Annotated in this window: 23 protein-coding genes; 2 read left to right on the forward strand and 21 right to left on the reverse strand. The window is 52.2% G+C overall.

Features of this window, described 5'->3' with window-relative positions; translation table 11 throughout:
* Nucleotides 1-151 precede the first annotated feature (151 nt).
* Together HMPREF3050_RS00235 and HMPREF3050_RS00240 are read left to right on the forward strand one after the other, a co-directional pair.
* On the forward strand, nucleotides 152-496 hold the full coding sequence (locus tag HMPREF3050_RS00235; RefSeq protein ID WP_246830190.1) for a hypothetical protein: 345 nt from the start codon (nucleotides 152-154) through the stop codon (nucleotides 494-496).
* A complete protein-coding gene (locus HMPREF3050_RS00240; protein ID WP_070773030.1) occupies nucleotides 489-704 on the forward strand; it encodes a helix-turn-helix domain-containing protein in 216 nt (71 codons plus the stop codon). The genes HMPREF3050_RS00235 and HMPREF3050_RS00240 overlap by 8 nt, the downstream gene beginning before the upstream one ends.
* 52 nt (nucleotides 705-756) lie before the next feature.
* Here HMPREF3050_RS00240 and HMPREF3050_RS15145 read toward each other — a convergent pair whose 3' ends face one another.
* The 21 genes from HMPREF3050_RS15145 to HMPREF3050_RS00340 all read right to left on the reverse strand — a co-directional run bounded on the left by HMPREF3050_RS15145 (nucleotide 757) and on the right by HMPREF3050_RS00340 (nucleotide 18,989).
* Nucleotides 757-951, reverse strand: a complete 195-nt coding sequence (locus HMPREF3050_RS15145) for an Rz1-like lysis system protein LysC (protein ID WP_094113268.1) — start codon at nucleotides 949-951, stop codon at nucleotides 757-759.
* Nucleotides 908-1,252 carry a hypothetical protein gene (locus tag HMPREF3050_RS00245; RefSeq protein WP_070773032.1) on the reverse strand — a complete coding sequence of 115 codons (345 nt, stop codon included), beginning with the start codon at nucleotides 1,250-1,252 and terminating at the stop codon, nucleotides 908-910. Before HMPREF3050_RS00245 ends, HMPREF3050_RS15145 begins: the two co-directional genes overlap by 44 nt.
* On the reverse strand, nucleotides 1,219-1,389 hold the full coding sequence (locus HMPREF3050_RS14500) for a hypothetical protein (protein WP_168166245.1): 171 nt from the start codon (nucleotides 1,387-1,389) through the stop codon (nucleotides 1,219-1,221). Before HMPREF3050_RS14500 ends, HMPREF3050_RS00245 begins: the two co-directional genes overlap by 34 nt.
* 9 nt (nucleotides 1,390-1,398) lie before the next feature.
* Entirely contained in the window at nucleotides 1,399-1,872 is a 474-nt protein-coding gene (locus HMPREF3050_RS00250; protein WP_016686404.1) for a D-Ala-D-Ala carboxypeptidase family metallohydrolase, read from the reverse strand.
* A gap of 53 nt (nucleotides 1,873-1,925) precedes the next feature.
* On the reverse strand, nucleotides 1,926-2,237 hold the full coding sequence (locus HMPREF3050_RS00255) for a hypothetical protein (RefSeq protein ID WP_070773034.1): 312 nt from the start codon (nucleotides 2,235-2,237) through the stop codon (nucleotides 1,926-1,928).
* The gene (locus tag HMPREF3050_RS00260; RefSeq protein WP_070773037.1) at nucleotides 2,234-2,719 is read right to left on the reverse strand and encodes a hypothetical protein; all 486 of its coding nucleotides are present in this window, start codon (nucleotides 2,717-2,719) and stop codon (nucleotides 2,234-2,236) included. Before HMPREF3050_RS00260 ends, HMPREF3050_RS00255 begins: the two co-directional genes overlap by 4 nt.
* A gap of 47 nt (nucleotides 2,720-2,766) precedes the next feature.
* Nucleotides 2,767-5,856, reverse strand: coding sequence for a tape measure protein (locus HMPREF3050_RS00265; RefSeq protein ID WP_070773087.1), 3,090 nt, complete (start codon nucleotides 5,854-5,856; stop codon nucleotides 2,767-2,769).
* A gap of 56 nt (nucleotides 5,857-5,912) precedes the next feature.
* On the reverse strand, nucleotides 5,913-6,218 hold the full coding sequence (locus tag HMPREF3050_RS00270; protein ID WP_070773039.1) for a hypothetical protein: 306 nt from the start codon (nucleotides 6,216-6,218) through the stop codon (nucleotides 5,913-5,915).
* A gap of 12 nt (nucleotides 6,219-6,230) precedes the next feature.
* Nucleotides 6,231-11,330, reverse strand: coding sequence for a phage tail protein (locus HMPREF3050_RS12945; protein ID WP_246830191.1), 5,100 nt, complete (start codon nucleotides 11,328-11,330; stop codon nucleotides 6,231-6,233).
* A 16-nt stretch (nucleotides 11,331-11,346) separates the two neighbouring features.
* Nucleotides 11,347-11,889, reverse strand: coding sequence for a hypothetical protein (locus tag HMPREF3050_RS00280; protein ID WP_070773041.1), 543 nt, complete (start codon nucleotides 11,887-11,889; stop codon nucleotides 11,347-11,349).
* Nucleotides 11,879-12,310 (reverse strand): NlpC/P60 family protein, encoded by a 432-nt coding sequence (locus HMPREF3050_RS00285; RefSeq protein ID WP_070773043.1) that lies wholly within the window; start codon nucleotides 12,308-12,310, stop codon nucleotides 11,879-11,881. Before HMPREF3050_RS00285 ends, HMPREF3050_RS00280 begins: the two co-directional genes overlap by 11 nt.
* A gap of 12 nt (nucleotides 12,311-12,322) precedes the next feature.
* Nucleotides 12,323-13,609: a baseplate hub domain-containing protein gene (locus HMPREF3050_RS14955; protein WP_246830192.1), complete on the reverse strand. Its 1,287-nt coding sequence runs from the start codon at nucleotides 13,607-13,609 to the stop codon at nucleotides 12,323-12,325.
* Entirely contained in the window at nucleotides 13,606-14,205 is a 600-nt protein-coding gene (locus tag HMPREF3050_RS00300) for a DUF2460 domain-containing protein (protein ID WP_070773045.1), read from the reverse strand. The genes HMPREF3050_RS14955 and HMPREF3050_RS00300 overlap by 4 nt, the downstream gene beginning before the upstream one ends.
* Nucleotides 14,206-14,472: a hypothetical protein gene (locus tag HMPREF3050_RS00305; protein WP_070773047.1), complete on the reverse strand. Its 267-nt coding sequence runs from the start codon at nucleotides 14,470-14,472 to the stop codon at nucleotides 14,206-14,208. It lies immediately after the preceding gene.
* 11 nt (nucleotides 14,473-14,483) lie between these two features.
* The gene (locus tag HMPREF3050_RS00310; RefSeq protein ID WP_070773049.1) at nucleotides 14,484-14,813 is read right to left on the reverse strand and encodes a hypothetical protein; all 330 of its coding nucleotides are present in this window, start codon (nucleotides 14,811-14,813) and stop codon (nucleotides 14,484-14,486) included.
* A 58-nt stretch (nucleotides 14,814-14,871) separates the two neighbouring features.
* Nucleotides 14,872-15,645 (reverse strand): hypothetical protein, encoded by a 774-nt coding sequence (locus HMPREF3050_RS00315; protein ID WP_070773050.1) that lies wholly within the window; start codon nucleotides 15,643-15,645, stop codon nucleotides 14,872-14,874.
* A 28-nt stretch (nucleotides 15,646-15,673) separates the two neighbouring features.
* Nucleotides 15,674-16,102, reverse strand: a complete 429-nt coding sequence (locus HMPREF3050_RS00320; RefSeq protein WP_070773052.1) for a hypothetical protein — start codon at nucleotides 16,100-16,102, stop codon at nucleotides 15,674-15,676.
* On the reverse strand, nucleotides 16,099-16,581 hold the full coding sequence (locus HMPREF3050_RS00325; RefSeq protein WP_070773054.1) for an HK97 gp10 family phage protein: 483 nt from the start codon (nucleotides 16,579-16,581) through the stop codon (nucleotides 16,099-16,101). Before HMPREF3050_RS00325 ends, HMPREF3050_RS00320 begins: the two co-directional genes overlap by 4 nt.
* Nucleotides 16,581-17,111: a head-tail connector protein gene (locus HMPREF3050_RS00330; RefSeq protein WP_070773056.1), complete on the reverse strand. Its 531-nt coding sequence runs from the start codon at nucleotides 17,109-17,111 to the stop codon at nucleotides 16,581-16,583. Before HMPREF3050_RS00330 ends, HMPREF3050_RS00325 begins: the two co-directional genes overlap by 1 nt.
* A gap of 2 nt (nucleotides 17,112-17,113) precedes the next feature.
* The gene (locus tag HMPREF3050_RS00335) at nucleotides 17,114-17,428 is read right to left on the reverse strand and encodes a hypothetical protein (protein ID WP_246830193.1); all 315 of its coding nucleotides are present in this window, start codon (nucleotides 17,426-17,428) and stop codon (nucleotides 17,114-17,116) included.
* A 61-nt stretch (nucleotides 17,429-17,489) separates the two neighbouring features.
* Entirely contained in the window at nucleotides 17,490-18,989 is a 1,500-nt protein-coding gene (locus HMPREF3050_RS00340) for a hypothetical protein (RefSeq protein ID WP_070773061.1), read from the reverse strand.
* Nucleotide 18,990 lies beyond the last annotated feature (1 nt).

Below are 18,990 nucleotides of genomic sequence, written 5' to 3' on the forward strand. Positions count from 1 at the left end.
GGAGGAGGATGGGGTGTCTGATTTTGGATTCCAAGAATGGATATACGAGCTTGAGGATAACATTCAAACAAAACTTGATTTTTGGTATAAAAAACTTGACGAAAAAAACGACCAAGAGTAAATTAAGGCCTTCAGTCGCTTCGGCGGCTGTGTGTTAAAACAAAAGTATCAAAACAAAGGCCGCCTGAATTATTCAAGCGGCTTTTGTTTTATTGGAGGCATTATGGCAAAAGGTAGGACGAGCATAACCGAGCGGCTCAAAAAGAGCCAAAAACGAGAGTCGCGCCGAGAAATGGCGCATGAGTGGGCTAGCAAATGGGAGCAGGATTATTTATCTTTGCTCTCTCAAATCAAACGGGCGATCGGAACAAATGATGAGGACGAGTTGGCTTTTTTATTTGCCGACTTACGGGCTTTGCAACAGCCTAAGTTTGACGCCCTACATAGAGTTATTGACGAACTGATAGACCCAACGAGGGAGCTTGTAGATGATTGACACCCCCGAACTAGGCTACACGCCTGCGAACCTCAAGGCATTACGCCAAAAATACAACCTGACGCAACAGGCTACCGCCGATCTGTTAGAGGTAAATATATCAGCACTCCAGCGGTGGGAGACTGACGTAGGGCAAAAGAGTCATCGTGATATGCCGCATTCAAAATGGCTGACACTACTTGATAATATCATCCAACTGTCAAAATAAAGTTGACAGTTGAAACAAGAATAGGCCGTCTGGTTTTCAGACGGCCTTTTTTTTATTTAAATGTATCAGTCAACGCCTTATGCCGCGCCTTGCAATCGTTGTACAAGCCGATGACTTGCAACGACCACGGCAGCACATCCGCGCCTGTACCGCCCTCAAGTTTCGGCAGGCTCGGGCATGGTTGTACTAAATCGGCCGGCAGTTTAATCGCCGTCGGAAATGGCGGCGTTGATGACTGACAACCCATCAGAATCGACGCAGACGTTGCGATAGACAACGCGTTCAACAAGTTTCGGAACTTGAACATAGCGAATCCTTTCTCTCTCTTCCCGCACCGCCTTGCCGGTCTGATACACAGCAGACGATTTGCGGTCTTCTTCAGCTTTCTCAATCGCGGCATCTTTCAGACGACCTGAAATTTCAGCAGCCATTTCATCGCGCCCGCGCCGATATTCCGCTTTGCGGTCTGCCTGCCACGCACCGATACAGATTGCGAAAACAACTAAAATCGCAATCAATTTCCAATTTCTGAGCAACGTTTGAGCCATAATTCAAGCATATCCTTATAGGTTTTAATCTCACGTTCAGCAAACTCAAAAGCCGCTAGGTCTGCGTTTTCGCTGGCTTCGCGGCTTTTTTCTTGCCATTCCGTGATTTTCTGTTTTGCAAAATCAACGGGATTCATACGCGCCCTTTAAACGTGCAGACCCGGCAAATACACGGTTTTCCCGCCTTTTTTGGTCGCGGTCATGATTTGGTTACGCATTGGGCTATTACGGCGGAAACCGACATGAACCCATGCACCATCCCCGCGTTCCGGGAACTCAAGAATCAACTGGTCGAACGTGATTTTTCCCTCGTCACGCATTTTGATGATTTCTTTCGCAAACGCCAAAGAAGTTAAGCCGATGGCATCGCAGTCAGCAGCCAAGCCGAAACGGTGGGCAGATGTTGGCGAGCCGCCGACCGCCTTGTTCACACGCTCGCTACGAAAGCATGAAGTTACGACAATTCCGCGCCCAACATAAGCGCGTATTTTTTCAAGCTGCTCCGCCGTGTATTGGATGTTTGCCATTTCAGCAGAGGAGGGCGTATTTTGAAGACCTAAACGACGCGCTGTTTCGCTTCGTGTCAGTTCTTTTAAGCTAAAGTGTTCAGTGATTTGCATTTCTTGTCTCCAAATAAAAAGGTCGCCTGAATTTCAGACGACCTGTTGTTGAACTAATCTTTATCGACGAATTTACCCGCCGTTTTTTTGACCCATTTAGTCATAATGTTTGGGGCTAGGCTTTTCACGGTATCCATCGCATGACCTGTCAGGATGCCGACAAACGCACCGGCTACCGCGCAAGTCCATACTTGATTTACCATCAAAAACCGCTCTGCTACTGCCGCCGCTGCAACCGCCGAAATCAAGGCTTCAAACAGGCTTGATACTGGTGCGTCATGGTCTTTCATACTCGACCAAACGCTACCGACGATGCCGCCCCCTATGGCAAACAGATAGCCGAATTGAAAAAAATCGTGCATCATTCCCCCTTCTGTTTTCGTTTAAATTTATCCTCCGAAAACAAGAATTTAAGTGAGTTATTGCCAGCGAGTAAGCAAAGGAACGCCAAGACGGGCGGAATAACCATGCCTGTATGAGCAGGCGGGTAGGCAGCCCAGAAAGCATATGCCGTCAGATACCAAATAAAGGCTGATATCAACAACATATAGCCTGACAGAACTTCCCCTTTGAATGTCTGCCAGTACATCGCCGCCAGTTGCAGCAAACCGACGCCGCCGAATACCAGTATCAGCGTCAGTTCCGAAATGTCTTTGAACTTGTAATAGATAGGCCAGTTGTAGATGTCGTTCGGCGAGAACGCGAAGACCAGCGCATAACCAATCATCGAACACCCGCTGACAAACTCAACCGCCCGCGTCCCCGTGCCGAACAACCAACGTTGAAACCGCACAGGGAGAAACCGAAGTTCAAAGGCATATTTAAGCCATTGAATAGACTTGCTCATTAAAGACCTCCATAAAAAAAGGCCGCCTTTTCAGACGACCTAAACACTTACACCAATTTGAAATCACGATTCATCTGCTTCAGCAGTTTCGCTATGTCCTTTTTATGGACAAAGTCGCCGCCCGTTGTGTTGATAATAATCGTACTGTTATCGCCGCCCGACTGACCCGCCATCTCACGGATTGTCTGTGCGTGTTCCGCAGGCAAGACCATCTCGTTTTCGTGCAGTTGCGTCAGTGGGTTGATACCGGCGGGAATATCCCAGCCGCCTGCCGCCGATGGAATCCGCGTTGTGGTCGTGGTTGTTGAAGAACCGCCACCACCGCCCATCAATCCCATTACAGCCGCCATCATTGCCGCCATCGCTGCAACGGCGAGAATAGGACCAACATAAGGAATGCCAGCTTGAGAAGATGCAGCCCCTGACGCTGCTTGAACGGCATTTTTACCGACGACCGCCGTCGTTTCTGTCGTCTTGGTTGCTACGGTTTTCGACGCCGCCGCCGTTTCCAGCGATTCCTTAGTTCTGAAAATCATTTTATAAATCGCCGATTCCTGAACCATGCGCTGCATCATGCCTGCAAGCGGTTTGGTAACCATTTCTTGAATAAAGGTTTGCCCCATACTCTTGAAAAAGCCGTTCATCGCCTGACGGAAATTCTGCGTTCTTGACAACATGGCAGAAAAAGCCTGCCCCATCTGTTGCTGCGCTTCTTCCCAAACGTTTTTCCCGCCGTCTTGCAGCATTTCCATGACGTTGGGCGCATCTTTGCGGCGTTGGTTTTCACGCTTGCCCTGATTCTTGGTTTGCTCGCGTTCGTGACCTTGCCCAAGTTCCGCCATCTGTTGTTTCAGCTTGTCTATGGCTGATTGGCTGTATGTCGGGTCTTGTTCGGCAAGTGCGATCCGCTCTTGCAATGCGTCATAGGCGATTTGATAGCGGCGGTTTTCAAACTCGATTTCCAAGTCTAGGCGTTCGAGTTGCGAGATACGCCCGGCGGCTAAGGCTTGGTCTGCCGCGTCCTTTTCCATGTCCAGCTTGTGCTTATCCAGCTTTTCCCATGCCGCCACCTGATTGATTTTGGCTTCAGTGGATTGCTTGGATAATTGGTCCTCAAGGGTCAGGATTTTTTCACGCAGTTTCAAACCAGTTTTACTGCCCGCATCAACCGTTGCCAGTTTCGCGCGCCAGTAAGCGGCTTCGCGCGCCAAATCCCATTCCTGATGATTCAGCGTGTCGCGCTGCATTTCTCGGTGCGCAAGTTTTTGGGCTTTAATTTCCTCTTCCCAAGCCTGCATCGGGTCTTTGGCCGCGCCTGCATGACCACCACCACCGCCGCGACCTTTGCGCCCGCCGCCTTTGCGACCACTACCGCCGCCGCCTGACGGGATGCGGGATTTCGGTATGCTCCCGCCTCCACCACCGCCTCCGCTCATGGCTTTTTGATCGTGAATCAGGGCGGCGCGGGCTTTGATGTTACTAATTGCGTTTCCGACGCGGTCTTTTGACATACTGTCAGCGATTCGGCCACCAAGCCCGCCGTCGTCCATGCGCCCAATCTGGACATTATTCAGCTTATCTATGCCTGATACACCGACCATAGACGCGGCTTTGTTGGCATAGTCAATCATGCTGTTAATCATGCCGACCGCTCTGTTTACCATCCACTCAATCGCAGAGATAAACACGTTGCCGATAGCCTTGCCAAGATTGGCGAAGAACTGCGGCATATTATTGGCGGCTTCTTTAATCAACATCCAGCCTGTCGCAAACGTGTTGATATAGGCGTTGACATATGCACCGACCACCGTTGCAATCGCCGACATAACGCGGCTAAACAATGCCGACCAGCCGCCGACATTTTCATTCAGCCAGTCCGTCACGCCGCCGAACCAAGCCTTTATTTCCGCAATTGCAGCCCCGATGGTTTCCGTGATTGCCTGCCAAACCGCTTGAATCACATCAAGCAGATTCGACCAGCCGCCGCCGAAAATATCGATTTGGTCGCCGAATTGAGAAATCAGTCCAATGACCGTACCAATGGCAACCGCCACTAATCCAATCGGATTTGCCAACATCGCCACATTAAAGCCGATGACCTGCGCCGTTGCGGCGGCAACCGCCACGCCGAAGCCTGCCACAATCGGGACGACCAAATTCAGGTTGTCCGCAATCATTTTGATGATGGACGCGATGCCCGACATTGCGCCGCTGTCGTTCAGCATTTTGGAAATCATGCTTTGCCAGTTGTTTGAGAACACCGTCAAAGCCTGACCCATCGTCATGGGCATTTTTGCCGCCTGCTCGCTGAATTTTTCCGACGCACCGGATATGGCTTTAAAAATCACATCCGCCGTCAATTCGCCCTCGCTGCCCAGCTTTTTGATTTCGGCGCGGGATTTGCCCATGTATTCCGCGATGGTATCAAGCAGAATTGGCGCAGCTTCGGCAATGGATTTAAATTCATCGCCCTGTAATACCCCGCTACCCAAAGCCTGCGACAACTGCATAAGCGCGGCGGCTTGCTGTTCCGCCTGCACGCCGCCAATCGTCATGGCATTGTTCGTCGCTTCGGTAAACGTCAATATTTCCTGTTGCGTGTAACCGTAGTCTTTCAGGGCGCGGCTTGTAGATACATACAGGCTTGCCGTTGACTCCAGCGACGCACGGGTGCTGTTTGCCACATCCAAAAGCTGACGCTGTACGGCTAAATACTCCGTTTCAGACGACGTGACTTGTCGGACTTGGCTGTTTATCGACTGCATGGCGTCGGCGGTATCAAGCAGGGATTTTGCGAATGACAGCGTTGCGAAGCCTGCTAAAACCGTTCCAATTTTACCCAGCCCGCCAGCCGCTTCAGCTGCCTTGTCTCCAGTCTTGGAAAGTTCGGCGTTTAGTTCCCTGACTTTTTCCTTGCCGTCGCTGACCCCGCTGACAAAATCGGACATATCAACATCAAACGCACGTTCCATCGATTTCTGCATTTCGGAAAAGCTGCGTGTCAATTGTGTTCGCACCTGCCCGATAGCGTTTTCAATCTGCTTGGACGCATTCGACGCCGCGTTTGCTGCCTGATTAAAACCCGCAGCCGTGCCGTTTTCGACGGTTATCTTGATTTTTGTTTCTAAATCGTTCATACGACCGCCCATAAAAAAAGCCCGTGAATCATCACGGGCGTTGTTTCAAATTTAGATTAGGCTTCAATCAGTTCAGAACCTGAAAAGATGCTTTGGTCGTTCCCCTGCTCAACGGCTTTCTGATACATCCAAGCACGGGAAACTTCCTCGCCCTCCGGTAAGCCGTTGACGGGAACAGTATGCGAACAAAGCGGGTTTCGCCCTGCCTCATACGCCTTTTTAGACACATAGCCATTCAGGGTTGCGCTTGCGGCGTGTGATTTGTAGTCAATACTGACATACTCAATCACATGGTAGCTTGCGGTCGCCCCTGTGCTTTCGTCTTCGATTTCATGCGAAATTGCGATAATTTGCTTTGCCATAATAGAGCCTTTCTATAATTGTCGTCTTACTGCGACTAAAACATAAACTTCGGTCAAATCAACGGTCTGGCCTTCCCATGCGCCGTCACGTCTCAAGATGATGCTTGATGAAGCTGCGACGTTATCTTTGGTTTTCTCGTAGTACCCCTCACGCCGGCTGCCGTGATAACCATGTTGCAAGATGGTTTCCGTACCGTTGTTGTCCGACCAGAACAAACCAACCATTCGGTTATCAGAACTGCCGATAGAGTAATGGAACTTGACGCCGTAGATATTGTCAGGAAGCGGGATTTTGGTTTCTTTCTGCTGAACGGAACTTGCCCGTCCGCGTGAAAGATTGCCAATCTTCCGCCACTCAACACCACCCATTAACGCCTTATATTCAGGGTCGCTTTGTGCAAGGTATGAAGTCATCAATACTGGTACATCCATATCAAAAGTCTCATTCCCGCCCAAAGTAACCCGAATCGTATTAACCGCGTTACGGCGAAGTAGCATCCAGCTGAACGAATGTATTTGCTTCTCGTTTGTGACGAAGTAGTTTTTTGATGCATCGGTGTTTAATACAGCGTTCGTAATTTCCGATGCTTTCAGCGTGGTTTTGGGCATTACGGTTCCGTTTAATTCGAGTCGTGCCACTGGTTCTGCATAACCTGCTTTGCCGCTATTCAGCACTCCGCCAAAGCCAAATCTAACCGAATTAGACGTGTAGATTTTGAAATCGGGGCGCATCAACGTTGGCACTTCGTCCGCCTGAATTTTAATTTCCCAAGTGTTGGCATTAATCTTATTCATGCGGTGCAGGCGCAAAACATCGCCCTCAATGTGCGACGCTTTGACCGTGCCGTTGAAATAACCTGATTCCGCTTCAATCCTGCCATGAATGACAGCATTTCTAGCTTCAAGCAGCCCGCCGGATGTTACGGTAAAGTTACCGCCGCCAATATCCAAGCTGCCGCCGTTGATGCTGCCCAAATTCGATGAAATCGCCGACAGTTCGTTGACGTTCATCTTGTTGGCTGTAACAGCGTTTGCCGCCAGCTTTTCAGCCGTGATACTACCCGCCGCCATCTCACGCGCAGTAACGCTTCCAGCGGTCAGGCGGTTTGCGTTCAGCGTATTTGTCGTGATTTTGTCGCCGTGAATATCCCCAGCGTTCAACCTATCGACAATCGCCTTGCCGTTCACCACCAGTTCGCCATTCACGCCGACGCGGTTTTGCCGTGTATCTACCGTAAAGGGGAAGATATCGGCTTTCCCGGTCGCACCGACGCCGAAGCGGTCGGCGTTCACGATGAACTTGCTTTCAGGCGTTCCGTTTTTCGGCGTGGTTGCCAAGCCGTAGCCCGCTACCTTGCCGTTAACATCGACTTTAACCGTGTATTGCGCTTCCAAGCCGTTGATACTGCGGGCGTGGGCTTGTACCGTCGCCTTGTTACCGTCAGCGGTTGATTGGGCTGTCGTGATACGTTCGCCAAGCGATTTGATGTCGCCCGTTGCTTTGGTTAAGGTCGTCTGAACTACCTGAACCGTACTACGGATTTCCTGCAAACCGTCATTGTCTTCAGGGGCGGGTGTCCAATCGGTTGCTACCGTTCCGCGTTCCAGTTTTACATTGGAAACCTTGATAGATTCCGATGTTTGGTATCGTGCTTGAACGATGATGTTACGCAGTGCCTTAACCTCTTTGGCGACCGTGTGCTTGGCAACAAGCCGCTGCTTCAATGTTTTGGTCGTGCCGCTGACAGCATCGTCGTACCAAGCGGCAAAATACCCGATAGAGTTATCGGCATAGGTTACGGAAAATTCCGCACCGATTCGCGGGTATGGTTTACCGTATGGCGATGTAGCGTTTGTCAGTTCGATATCGCACGAGATAATCAGATTGTCGCCTTGCTTCAGATCCAAAGCAGACGAAACGTCGATTGTGACGTTTTTAGTCTGATTATTCCCGCTCACGGTCAGCACTTTGCCGGGCGTTCCTGTCGATAGGGCGTAGTTGCGGCCACCGACCGAAACACCGTCAATCTTCGCGGTCAGCGTTTGGATTTCCGAAGCCCTTGCACTGTCTTTCTGATTAACGGTTTCGCGCAATGCCGTGATACTGCCTTCAGCATTACCGACCCGCGTTTTCAAAGCCTCTGTCGCGGCGGTTTGGGCGTTGATGGCTGTAACCCGCGCCTGCGTTTCGCGCGTGATGTTACCCTCAGCCGCAGATACACGACCCGCCAACGTTTCACGCGCCGCAGCTTCTACCCTGTCGCCGTCTGCCCGTGCTTTCTTTTCAGCCTCCAAGCCTGCGGCGGTCGTGCCTTGTGCTGCCGTAACCGTCCTGATTTGCTGCGCCTGTTCGTTATTCACTCGCTCGACAGCCGTTATCTTGTTTCCAAGTTCGCCGGCTTTTGTAGTCAGGTCGTCTGCGGCTTTCTTCGCTGCGGCTTTCGCGTCTTCCGCTGCTCTCGCAACAGCAGCCCGCGCCTGCGCTTCGGCTGCGATTCGGGCATTTACACTTCCCGCACCATTGCCGTCTATCAGGGCAAGTTTGTCACGCAGAGCCTTGTTCAGATTGCTTTCTGACAGGTCTGTCGTTGACACGTCGTAAACGGTAAACGACACACTATTGCTGATTTTCAAGGCGTCTTTGCCAAAACTGTCATAGCCTGCCGCGCGTAGATGATAGGTCTTTCCTTTCTCCAGCGGGTTGCCGTTGCATTTGGCGATGGTTACAAATGTTTCCGCGCCGTCATAGACTTTGTTTGCTTCTATGGTCGGTACGGCTGCGTTTTCAGACACCCAAACGATAATGCCCGCGAAATCCTCTTCGGCAGGTTTTTGACAGGTAAAAAACGCCTGCTTCAAACCGCTGTCGGCGGAAATGCCTTGCAATGCTTGCAGTTGCGGATTTTGCGCCGCGATTTGCGCCCAGTTCCCCGTCTTCCCGGTGACCGCTCGACCGCGAACCTTGAAAACAACATCACGAACCTGCCCGCCGTCGGCTTTCATGTCCGCCTGCGTGTAGGTGTAGCTGTTGTCAACAATGCCGCTGATTGACCGTAAACGGCGTTGGCTGTTGCCGGCGTAGATTTCCACGTCGTAGGCGTCTGCGCCGTCCAGCTTATCCCAAGCGATAACCGCTTCTTTTCCGTATGCCCAAGATGATGTCAGGCGTAGATTTTGGATTTGCCCAAGCGGCGCGCCCTTGATGGTGTAGGAATACGCAGGAACAGACGCCAAATCTTGAATGCCGCCACTGAAAACGTTGTACGAAACCAGTTTGACCCAAACAGTCCGACCAATCCAGTTACGCGGGACGGCATATTTGAACAATGCTTCGTCAATGCGCACGAACTTACTGCCCGCCGCATGGGCGTCGATAGCCGAACCATATGCGCCGCGTGTCAGATTACCTAGCGTATAACGACCCACGCCTTTTAATTCGGCGTTTGCGTATGCCAAAAACTCGCCGTCAACGTAGCACAACGTCAGCAAATCGCGGCTGTCCTGCTCCGTGCCGCCTGTCATCTGACCTGCGGAAATTTCTACGTTCAGGGTATTAGTACGGTCGAAAACCGCACCGCTTGGCAAAGCAGCCGTCAGCGAACCGAAACGCGCTTTGTGATTGACCGCACCGACGCGGGTGTAGCTGTCGCTGTCTGTCGATACCCACACTTCCGCACCGCCCCACATATCGCCGCCGGCGGTTGCCATCCAAATTTGCGGTTCACCGCCTGTCAGTTGCAACGGTGCTTCGAAAATAACGGGCACATGGGCGTTACCCGGCGAAACGTTGTAGTCTGCCGAATAGCCCAAAGACGGCTGCGTCGGGTATTCTGACGTTGTGTAAACGCCGACAGGGTAGTCTTCTGCCTTGATAGAGAGGACACCCTCTTCATCCTCTTCAATTTCCGTGATTCGGACGGGCGTTTTATTCAAACCAAGCCCTGCGTCAGTCAGGGTTACAATGTCCATCGGTTCAAGCAGGCAGTATTTCCAGCCAAGCTTAAACTCATATTCATTGCGGACATACAGGGCGCGCTGCAAGAGTTGCTGGGCTACTTTTTGCGCGACCTTGCTGTTACAGATACCGTGCATTTTGACGGCTTCTTTCGGGCGCAATCCGTACTGCTCGATGTTCGCTTGGTCTTTCACTTCAGCGATGGCGACGTTGTAGTCATTATCACGGTCGAGATACTCGACTTGGATTTGATTAAACGCGTCGGCATTGGTTTTTCGCTCGACGCTTACAGGGTCTTCCGCGCCTGAGACGATAAAATCGTCATCGGTCAGGTCGTATAACGCCTTGTTGTCGGCAACATAGACCGCACCGTTGCCCGAATAATTGCCGTCGCCGTAGGGGACGATTTTCAGACGACCTTGCGAAAACACCGCCGCGCTATTGGTCTGCTCCAGCAGTTCGGAAATGTTCCGTTGCGCCTCGCCCTGTTCTGTGTAGGCGGGGCTTAGAAAAATACCGACCGCGCGGCAATAGTTGCTGTATCGGTCGGTATCGCCAATGCTGTCAACGGGAAATCCGCAGCCGTAGCGTTGGTTTGTCAGCAGGTCTCGGATAATTTCGCGCGGGTTTGCGTCGGGAATGTTGCCGGAGTAGCCCAGTTTCCCGATGACCTCGAAATTGTGTTGGTAGATTTGCGCGGATTTCGTCAGTTCGTAATTTGGGCTGCACAGGTAGGCGGTGCCGGAATAGTTCAAGGCTTGGTTTTGGTGCTTCGCCTGCGCCAAATGCGTCCACAACGGCTGCTCGTCGCCGCCGCGCATAAGCGTTAGGCGCAATTGTGCCAGCGAATCGAACTTTTCCTTATCACGCCAAATACGACCGACTCCTTGAATTTCACCCTCACATAAAGCAAGCATGACGGCGGCTTCGTAGGTGTAAGCAATATCGACTTGCTTCACACCGCCGCCGCCTTTGCCGCCTTGCTGTGTCGTGGTTTTGTTTTCTATGGTGACAAAGTCGCCGTACCAAATCAGGTTTCCGGCTACACGGGTTCTGCCGTAGATGACAGGCAGGGTAAGCCCTTGTGATGACTGTTGCACCTGTAACGATAAAATCCGTTCTTCTGCCGATGTAATGGTTGATGATTTACCGCCCATAGAAAACCTCTAAATATCAATCTACTAAATGCGCCTCATACCACAAGCCAAGCAAAGAGCCTGCGTAGTTGGTTGCAATATCAAAGCCTGTTTCCGTCGCGTTTGCCTGATAGGTCAGCCGTGCTTGTACGGTTACCAAGTCCAAAGTCACTTTGACAAACGGTTTTTTGCTGAACGGTTTTTTAAACTTGACCGTCATAAATTCATTGTTTGCGGGATTGGTCAGGAAGTCCGCCCGCGCGATATACGCCGCCTGATACTCTTTGCGGGTATCGGCAATTTCATCGATACGCGCCACAGCGGCGGCAAGCTGTTTTCGCAAGTCGCTGTCGTCGTATGTTGCACCACCACCCTTAGGCAGGTCGGAAAGTTGCTTCTTGACGGCTTCCAGTTCTTTTTTGATTTCGGCGTCGTCATACGGCGCGCCGCTCGGCAAGGCTGCCACTGCCTGCCTGATTCGCGCCAATTCCTGTTTGATTGCCGTGTCGTCATAACTGCCGCCGCCACTGCCGCCACTGCGACCACCGCCCAGCCCGTAGGCTGATACTTCAATGTTCATTCAGTACCTCCAACGTAAAAAATTTCACTTCGCGCCCGTCAAGTTCGGGTTGATTAATGTCGTCCAAAACCACGCCGCGCCCAATGTAGCTGTGAATAATTTTGCCGTCGCCCACCAAGATGGCGGAATGACTAAACGTGCGCCCAAACTTCCACATAGCGATGTCGCCGGGCTTCGGATCGTCCGTCTCTTTGCAAAACTTGGCGATGACCTCTAAATACCGCTCCGTATCGCGGTGCAGGTGCCAATCGCGGGAATATTTGGGCGGCGTGAAGTCATCGGGGACGATGCCGACCGCGCTGTAAACTCCGACAAGCAACATGGCACAATCCACGCCCGCGCCCTTGACCATTGCGAAATGATGATAGGGCGTACCAAGCCATGACCGCGCCTCTTCAATGATTTGCTCTCTCAAATCCATTTCAGACGACCTTTAAACCACCGTGTCAGCAGACGGGATATACGGGAATCCGCGAAAATGCACGACGTTGTTAAATTTGTTTTTACAGGTATCCTGACGTTTGTTGCAGCCCGGATAAACCTTAAACACATCACCCGCTTGCGGTGGATAGGGCAGGCGCAGGGCAAACTCGAACGTATTGCCATTATGTGCTTTAACCGTCCTGCTCAAGCCTGCGTTTCGCCCGCTCGTGAACTTAATCACGCCCTGCGAGAACCACCCGTCAGGCTGCGTCAGATTGTGTTTTAGCGCATTGCCTGTTTGGCTGTTTTCAGTTACACGACCGTCCACCGTGAATTTCTCGCGGTTGACCTTGCAGCCCTCGTCATAGAGCGTCCTCATGCAACCTGCCTGATAGATGTTGCGCGGGCTTGATACGTTCAAAAGCTCGATGTCAGATTTGACGTCAACCTTTACCGACGACCTACTACCCGATACATCCGACACGCGCCCCGAAAAGATATTTACAGCACCGACAGGGCGAAGTTCGGCAAGAGAGCCGTCAACATCGGCAGCCGACCGCAAATCAACACCCGAAATCCGAATGGAATCGGACGTTTGGTATCGTGCCTGTATAATCAGGCTGCGGATTTCCTTGACCGTTTTGCCTGCGGGGATTGCGTGTCTTGCCGAAATGCGATCAGACAGCGTTTTTGTACTACCGCTGACCGCATCTTCGTACCAGCAGCTAAAATAGCCGACGGAATTGTCCGTATAGGTAACAGACAATTCAGCACCGATTCGCGGGTAGGGCTTGCCATAGATTGACGTTGCGTTTTCAAGCGCGATGTCGCATGACAAGACAAATTCATTCGGTAAATCGCCACGAACTTGCAGCGTTTTTGTCTCGGTTCGATTCACGCCAGAAACCTCTAAGACGGTGTTTGCGTCCTCAACCATATTGCCAATAGATGACGCACCGACGCCAAAGAAAACGCGGTCTATCTTGACCCGTGCGCCGTCCAATACACCGCCTAGAGCAGCCTCCGCCCATTGCAGTCCCTCAAGCCTGTAATCAGGGTCGGAAGCGATTTGCAGTGTGTTGGAATCCACGTCCAATCCGACAGCGATACGGGTTGCCCCGCGCTTGATAATCAGCTTATGCGCTTCGTAGGTCTGTCCATCCCAAACGACGGGCATATCTGCGCTGGTATGGCGCAGCACCTGCCCGCCCGAAAGCGTGATGGTGTATAAATCCGCCATCTGAAACTCGTCGCTACCGTGTAGCAAGTCAATCAGTTCTTTTGTCGCTGTCTTCATAACTTCACGCTCGTAAACTCAATCTTTTTGGCTGCCCACAGGCTGCCCAAAACGTTTTCAAAATCCACTGTGTCAGATGTGAATCGCACGCGGAAATAAAAACCGCCCGTCCATGTAATCGGGCGGCCCGGCGTTTGCGGTGTGTTGAAAACCAAGACACCCTTGTCGGTAACGGAATAATCGCGCCCATAAGTCAAAGCCACGCCGCCCACTTTGACAGCGGGTCGTTCTTTGACTGCCAATACAGGCTCAATAAAACCGCCCATCGAACGGACAAGCTGATAGCGCGTAACGCCCTGCACCGTGTTTCCGATAGGCTGGTCGGTTACCGCGTTATCGGTCGGGTCTTCGTAAAGGAAACTTTCGAAGCTGCCTTTGCGGGCATTAAAGAAGCCCGCCAGTTGCTCCAATTCGTTTACGGACGCTTTTGTCCGCAGTACTTCAAACGACAGCGAAAACCGCCATTGCGGGTAGGTGTAGTAGGCGGTTCGCAATTCACGGCCGCTTGCCGATTTCTGCGTCCCGGTACTCCACATCGCCGTTTTCTTCCGCCCCCACTTCAAGCCGGGAAACGTGGGGAAAATCGCATTGCCCATTTAGATGATTCCTTTCGCTTTCAGTAGAGCGTCAAATTCTTCTTTTGGCAGTTCGTTACCGCCAAGCATACTGATGGCTTCGGCTTCGTCCGCTTCGCTTTGTGCGCTGCCTGACGACGGCTTAATGCCCATGTACGACGCTACCAAGATATGTACGGGCGGGTGTTCGCGCCAATACTCGTTCAAATGCTGTATGCGCGGCAAATCCAAGTTGTCGGCGACGTAGTCCCACGTCCAGCCGGTAGAGGCACAGACGTGGGCAATCATCGCGCCGAAACTCAGTCCGCCGCCTGAGCTTCCCCCGCTTGTGCGGCTTCCTGCTCTTTGCGTTTCAAGCCTGAAACATCCATTACAGCGGCAAACACTTCGTTCATGTTGCCGATGTCGATTAAGTCGGCGACTTCTTCGCGCGTCATGTCGGGATAGTTGCGACGCATGGCTGCATGGGCGCAGTCAATAACGGTAGAGATTTGTTTTGCGTCTTGGACGTTGCCGTCAAATGTGCCGATACGTTCTTGCAACTGCTCCAGTGCGCCAAGTGCGATAGGTGGGATAACGTAATTTGTGCCGTTCAGTTCAACGGTTACGCCTTTAATTCGTACTGTCATTTTTGTTTCCTTGGTTCAGGTCAAATAAAAAGACCGCCCTTTCGGACGGTCTGTCGGATTACTCTTGGACCCACAACGTGCCGACTTTAAAGCCCGCTTCATCGGTTTGCGCCGTGAAGTCGATTTCAGGGACGGAAAAGTCGTCGTTTTTGGTTGAGAACAAGCCCAGTTTGCCACTGGTTACGCTTTCCAGTTCCAACAGGGCTTTTTTGCCTTTGAACTGTGTCAGGTATTTCAGTTTAAAGGTCGGCGTGTTACCCATCGCTAAGTTAGTCAGTTCAAGTTTCTTGGCTGACGGCATGGTTTGGGTGTAGGTAAAGCTCGGATAGACGGTCTTGCCCTTATCCGCTTCAGCAAAGGTGTATAAACCTGTTGCAGACACCATGTATTGACCCGCCTGCGGATTGCTGGCGACCTTGATGTATGCCGTGCCGTCGCTACCCATCACGCCCGCATCCTCAACGAAGCGTCCGCCGTTAGGGGCGGTTGCTTGGACGGTATATGCGCCGCTTGCGGGGATGGCTTTACCGGCAACATCCGCCCAAAGGGCTTTCATCGTACCGGTCGCATATTCCGCGCCGAAGAACAGGGTATTCAGGGCGAGACCGTTAATCAGTGCGCCTTTGAATTTACCCGACACTTTGACCTTACCTTGCGCAACCGCCAAAGCAAAGCGGTTTTGACCGTAGAACTCTTTCAACTCCGCCGACAAATCGACGGACATTTCCTGCAAGCCCATGATTCGCACGGGCGTTGCGTTCTGTACACGGTTGCCGTAAGCATCCGTAATCATTTCGGCGAAAACCTCGCCGCTACCAAACGTCAACTGCATGACATTTCCTTTCCAAAATAAAACCGCATTACGCGGCGCAAATCATAATCGGGATAATACAGACCGCCTGCTCGCCAAGCGTTCCTTCGTCTGTTTCCACTGTACCCTCGACGCGGCAATACTCAATGTCCGCACCATCGACCACCAAAGCCGTCTTGCCCGTGATAGGGTGGACGGCGTTCACGGTATCGCACACCGCGTCAATCAGTGGATTCATAATGGGCGCGGGCGGCTCGCCTGATGTTTGGACGTACAGATACACATCGACGCGCAAAATCCACTTGGTTTCCTGCCCTGTCAACGTTACTGCCTGCATATCGCCCTGCGCCATGAATAACGCGGGCTGGTCGTAGCGTTTCACGTCGTTCCAGTGCAACAGTTTGCGGCTTTTGGTTACAAAGCCGTCCAATGCGTCCAGCTTTGCCCACAGCGCGGAATAAATCGCTTCGCGGTTCATCGCAATGCCTCCTCAATAGATTTTTGCAAATCCGTTTCAATCATCGGCTTCATATCGCGCAAAGCCGACCGCAGGAACGACCGTTCAGGCAGGCGGACATTACGGGAATGCGCGCGCACCTGAACGTATCGCGGAGATTTCAGCGGGCGTCCGAACGCTTGGCGAACCTGACGCAAAGAGGCTTTCACATTGACCGTCCCCGCAAAGCCATATTCATGCGCCTTGCCGTAGCGGACGTTCGTGTTTACCTCGCCGATTACCGCACCGCCCGAACTGGTTACCCGTTGATGTATCGACCGACGCAGATTACCCGTCTGTACATTCAACACCTGCCCTGACAGGCGGTTTTGCATAACCTCGCGCTGTAAACGCAACGCCGACCGACCGACAGACTGCACAATAGCCGTCTGAACCTTGTCGCCGTAAGAGCGCAACACCGCCGCCAAAACATCGCCGCCGATAAACTCCATCCTAAGCATTACACGCCTTTCCGTTTATACTCGTTGAGTATCGCAAACGCCGACGGCGGCATACCGCCCGAATCGCTGAACGTAGAAAAAGCGATGGTCTCGCCTGCAAGCGTTTTCGACTGTACGCCCTTGTTCTCGATTTCGTTCATCCGCTGCGTTGCGATAATCAAGATGGCTTCCTGAATATCGGCGGGTATGGTTTCATAGCCCGCGCGGTACGATACCTCGACGTTTCGGATTCCCTGCGCAAAACAGGCATGGCGTATCAGCAGCCAGTTATCAAAATCCCAGTCGTTCGCCATGCGCCCGTTGATTTTCACGGACGACACAGACAGGACGGGATATTGATTCAGGACGATGCGGTTTTTGCCGTTGCCGTTGTAACGCTCGACGTAGTCCGTCGCTTTCAGTTTGCGCCCGATGTAGGCTTCGACAGCCGCCGATACCCCGTCAAGCAGGGTTTGGAAATACGCATCCTGCTTATCGTGGGTAACACCTAGCCGCTGCTTGAACAACTCAAGAGAGACAAGGGCGGTCATCGTTATTCAGCCTTTTCAGGTTCGGCGGCTTGCTCAGCTTCAGCCTGTTCGGCTTCGGCAGGCTCTACCGCTTCAACAGTTTCAGTCTGTTCGGCTGGCTGTTCTGCCGGCTGCTCGGTCTTGGCTTTGCGTCCGCGCTTGGTTTTTTCAGGCTCTTCAGTTTCGACAGCTTCAGCAGCAACGTTGCCGAAGCCGAACTGATACAGGAATTGCGCCGCCTCAGCAGGAACTTCGACAACGCCGTTTTCGTCCACTTCGTAGCTTTGGCTGCCAAAGGAAACATCGGTAAAGCCCTCAGGGGCTTGTAATTTAACCATTTCTGTCATTTCGATTCTCCAAAAGAAAAGGCCGCCTGAATTTCAGACGACCTTGTTAGGGTTAGGCGGCGTTGGTAATCATACCAAACGCAGGCATGAACATACCTTGCAGCAACTCGTCCGCATAGACGCCGTATTCATATTCACGGGAGCGCAGCGGCCATTCGATTTGGTAATACTCTTGGCGTGTAAGCACTTGCAGCAAGTTGCCGATGCCTTGAACGTATCCCGGCAGACGGCTCGAGTAGAACAGGTAAGTACCAGCCGGCAAGTTCGGGTGTACCACGATATTCAGTTCGTCGCCTGTGATTTTGTTCAGGTACGAACCGACCACCACACCCGCGCGGATGCTATTGGCGTTTTCGATGTCCACTTTCAACTTAATCAGCGGCGCGCCGCCGTTGCCGATAATCAGCTTAGTCAGCGCTGCCAAATCGCGGGCGTTGATGTAGATGGTATCGGGCGACAAGCGGTAACGGGTAAAGAAATGCGCGAACGCTTCTTCAAATTCATACACACCGCCCGCGCCGTCGGAAGTCAAGCCGTTGCCTTTGTTGTCCGACCAGAACGCGCCTGAATCAGGCAGGGCGATTTGGGTCAACAGGCCGTCAAACTCCAAGATGGAAGTGGAATTGTCTTCAGACGGCAGGGAAGCAGCGGTTTGAGTACCCTCGGCGTCTGCCAAAATTTCCACTTTGGCGGCAGTGGTAATTGCGCCCAGTTTTTCAGAACCGGCTGCACCCCAGTACCAAGCGTAGGCGACCGCGCCGCGAACGGCTGGAATCATGGCGGTTACTTTTTTGCCTGTACCAACACCGGAAACGGAAGCAGCCGCAGATTTTTGGGCAGAACCGCCGCCGAATGTATCGGTAGAGCCGTCAGCGTTTGGGCGAGTGATTTTGGCGGGAACTTGGGCAGTTTTGATGTTCAGACCTTGACCGATTGCGCCGTTGTTTGCGCCTGCGACGTCCCAGTATGCCAGCAAGCCCAAAGCCACACAGACGATGGACAGACTGGAAGTGCTGATTTTACCCAGCGCGTCGTTAGAAGCGACAGCGGTCGGAGTAGGGGTAACGCCTGCTTTTAGGCTGGTGTTACCGCCCAGCAAAATCTTTTCTTCCTCAATCATAGTTGCTTGCAGAGTCTGGGCAACTGCCAACGCTCTTAAGTCCTCAAAACCGCGTGCAGCGTATTGCGATTCAAAAGGTACCTTTTTTTCAAGACCGATGCCGCGGAATTGGGCGTTTCGTTCAACCAGTTCGTGATTGATAGCCCCGCCGCGTTTACCTTCGCTAACCCCCGCGCGTTGATTGCCGACGTTGATGTTAGTAATGGCTTTCCAGTTCGAACCGATGGTGCGGCCGCCACCCACGCGGGGGATACGGTTACGCAAAGGGGTCAATACCGGATAGAGTTTTTGAGACGGCGCGGAAAGGTCGTAGGTTTGCAGACCTGTGGTAAAACTGGTCGGCTGAGTAAAATTTTTATTCAGCGGCTCGCCGTTCGTTTGTGCTGACTTCATGAGTTCAAGCGTTTCTTGAGTGATTTGATTCACGTTCATT

The organism is Neisseria sp. HMSC065D04, assembly GCF_001815675.1.
Lineage (GTDB): Bacteria > Pseudomonadota > Gammaproteobacteria > Burkholderiales > Neisseriaceae > Neisseria.

What these genes read in the sequence shown, in the direction of transcription:
- HMPREF3050_RS12945 (WP_246830191.1), bottom strand. Translation starts at nt 11,330, where the DNA reads ATGGGCGGTAAATCATCAACCATTACATCGGCAGAAGAACGGATTTTA.
- HMPREF3050_RS00245 (WP_070773032.1), bottom strand. Translation starts at nt 1,252, where the DNA reads ATGGCTCAAACGTTGCTCAGAAATTGGAAATTGATTGCGATTTTAGTT.
- HMPREF3050_RS00300 (WP_070773045.1), bottom strand. Translation starts at nt 14,205, where the DNA reads ATGGGCAATGCGATTTTCCCCACGTTTCCCGGCTTGAAGTGGGGGCGG.
- HMPREF3050_RS00260 (WP_070773037.1), bottom strand. Translation starts at nt 2,719, where the DNA reads ATGAGCAAGTCTATTCAATGGCTTAAATATGCCTTTGAACTTCGGTTT.
- HMPREF3050_RS00310 (WP_070773049.1), bottom strand. Translation starts at nt 14,813, where the DNA reads ATGACAGTACGAATTAAAGGCGTAACCGTTGAACTGAACGGCACAAAT.
- HMPREF3050_RS14500 (WP_168166245.1), bottom strand. Translation starts at nt 1,389, where the DNA reads ATGAATCCCGTTGATTTTGCAAAACAGAAAATCACGGAATGGCAAGAA.
- HMPREF3050_RS00270 (WP_070773039.1), bottom strand. Translation starts at nt 6,218, where the DNA reads ATGGCAAAGCAAATTATCGCAATTTCGCATGAAATCGAAGACGAAAGC.
- HMPREF3050_RS00315 (WP_070773050.1), bottom strand. Translation starts at nt 15,645, where the DNA reads ATGCAGTTGACGTTTGGTAGCGGCGAGGTTTTCGCCGAAATGATTACG.
- HMPREF3050_RS00330 (WP_070773056.1), bottom strand. Translation starts at nt 17,111, where the DNA reads ATGACCGCCCTTGTCTCTCTTGAGTTGTTCAAGCAGCGGCTAGGTGTT.
- HMPREF3050_RS00265 (WP_070773087.1), bottom strand. Translation starts at nt 5,856, where the DNA reads ATGAACGATTTAGAAACAAAAATCAAGATAACCGTCGAAAACGGCACG.
- HMPREF3050_RS00255 (WP_070773034.1), bottom strand. Translation starts at nt 2,237, where the DNA reads ATGATGCACGATTTTTTTCAATTCGGCTATCTGTTTGCCATAGGGGGC.
- HMPREF3050_RS00325 (WP_070773054.1), bottom strand. Translation starts at nt 16,581, where the DNA reads ATGCTTAGGATGGAGTTTATCGGCGGCGATGTTTTGGCGGCGGTGTTG.
- HMPREF3050_RS00240 (WP_070773030.1), top strand. Translation starts at nt 489, where the DNA reads ATGATTGACACCCCCGAACTAGGCTACACGCCTGCGAACCTCAAGGCA.
- HMPREF3050_RS00285 (WP_070773043.1), bottom strand. Translation starts at nt 12,310, where the DNA reads ATGGATTTGAGAGAGCAAATCATTGAAGAGGCGCGGTCATGGCTTGGT.
- HMPREF3050_RS00250 (WP_016686404.1), bottom strand. Translation starts at nt 1,872, where the DNA reads ATGCAAATCACTGAACACTTTAGCTTAAAAGAACTGACACGAAGCGAA.
- HMPREF3050_RS00280 (WP_070773041.1), bottom strand. Translation starts at nt 11,889, where the DNA reads ATGAACATTGAAGTATCAGCCTACGGGCTGGGCGGTGGTCGCAGTGGC.
- HMPREF3050_RS00320 (WP_070773052.1), bottom strand. Translation starts at nt 16,102, where the DNA reads ATGAACCGCGAAGCGATTTATTCCGCGCTGTGGGCAAAGCTGGACGCA.
- HMPREF3050_RS00340 (WP_070773061.1), bottom strand. Translation starts at nt 18,989, where the DNA reads ATGAACGTGAATCAAATCACTCAAGAAACGCTTGAACTCATGAAGTCA.
- HMPREF3050_RS14955 (WP_246830192.1), bottom strand. Translation starts at nt 13,609, where the DNA reads ATGAAGACAGCGACAAAAGAACTGATTGACTTGCTACACGGTAGCGAC.
- HMPREF3050_RS15145 (WP_094113268.1), bottom strand. Translation starts at nt 951, where the DNA reads ATGGGTTGTCAGTCATCAACGCCGCCATTTCCGACGGCGATTAAACTG.
- HMPREF3050_RS00335 (WP_246830193.1), bottom strand. Translation starts at nt 17,428, where the DNA reads ATGGTTAAATTACAAGCCCCTGAGGGCTTTACCGATGTTTCCTTTGGC.
- HMPREF3050_RS00305 (WP_070773047.1), bottom strand. Translation starts at nt 14,472, where the DNA reads ATGATTGCCCACGTCTGTGCCTCTACCGGCTGGACGTGGGACTACGTC.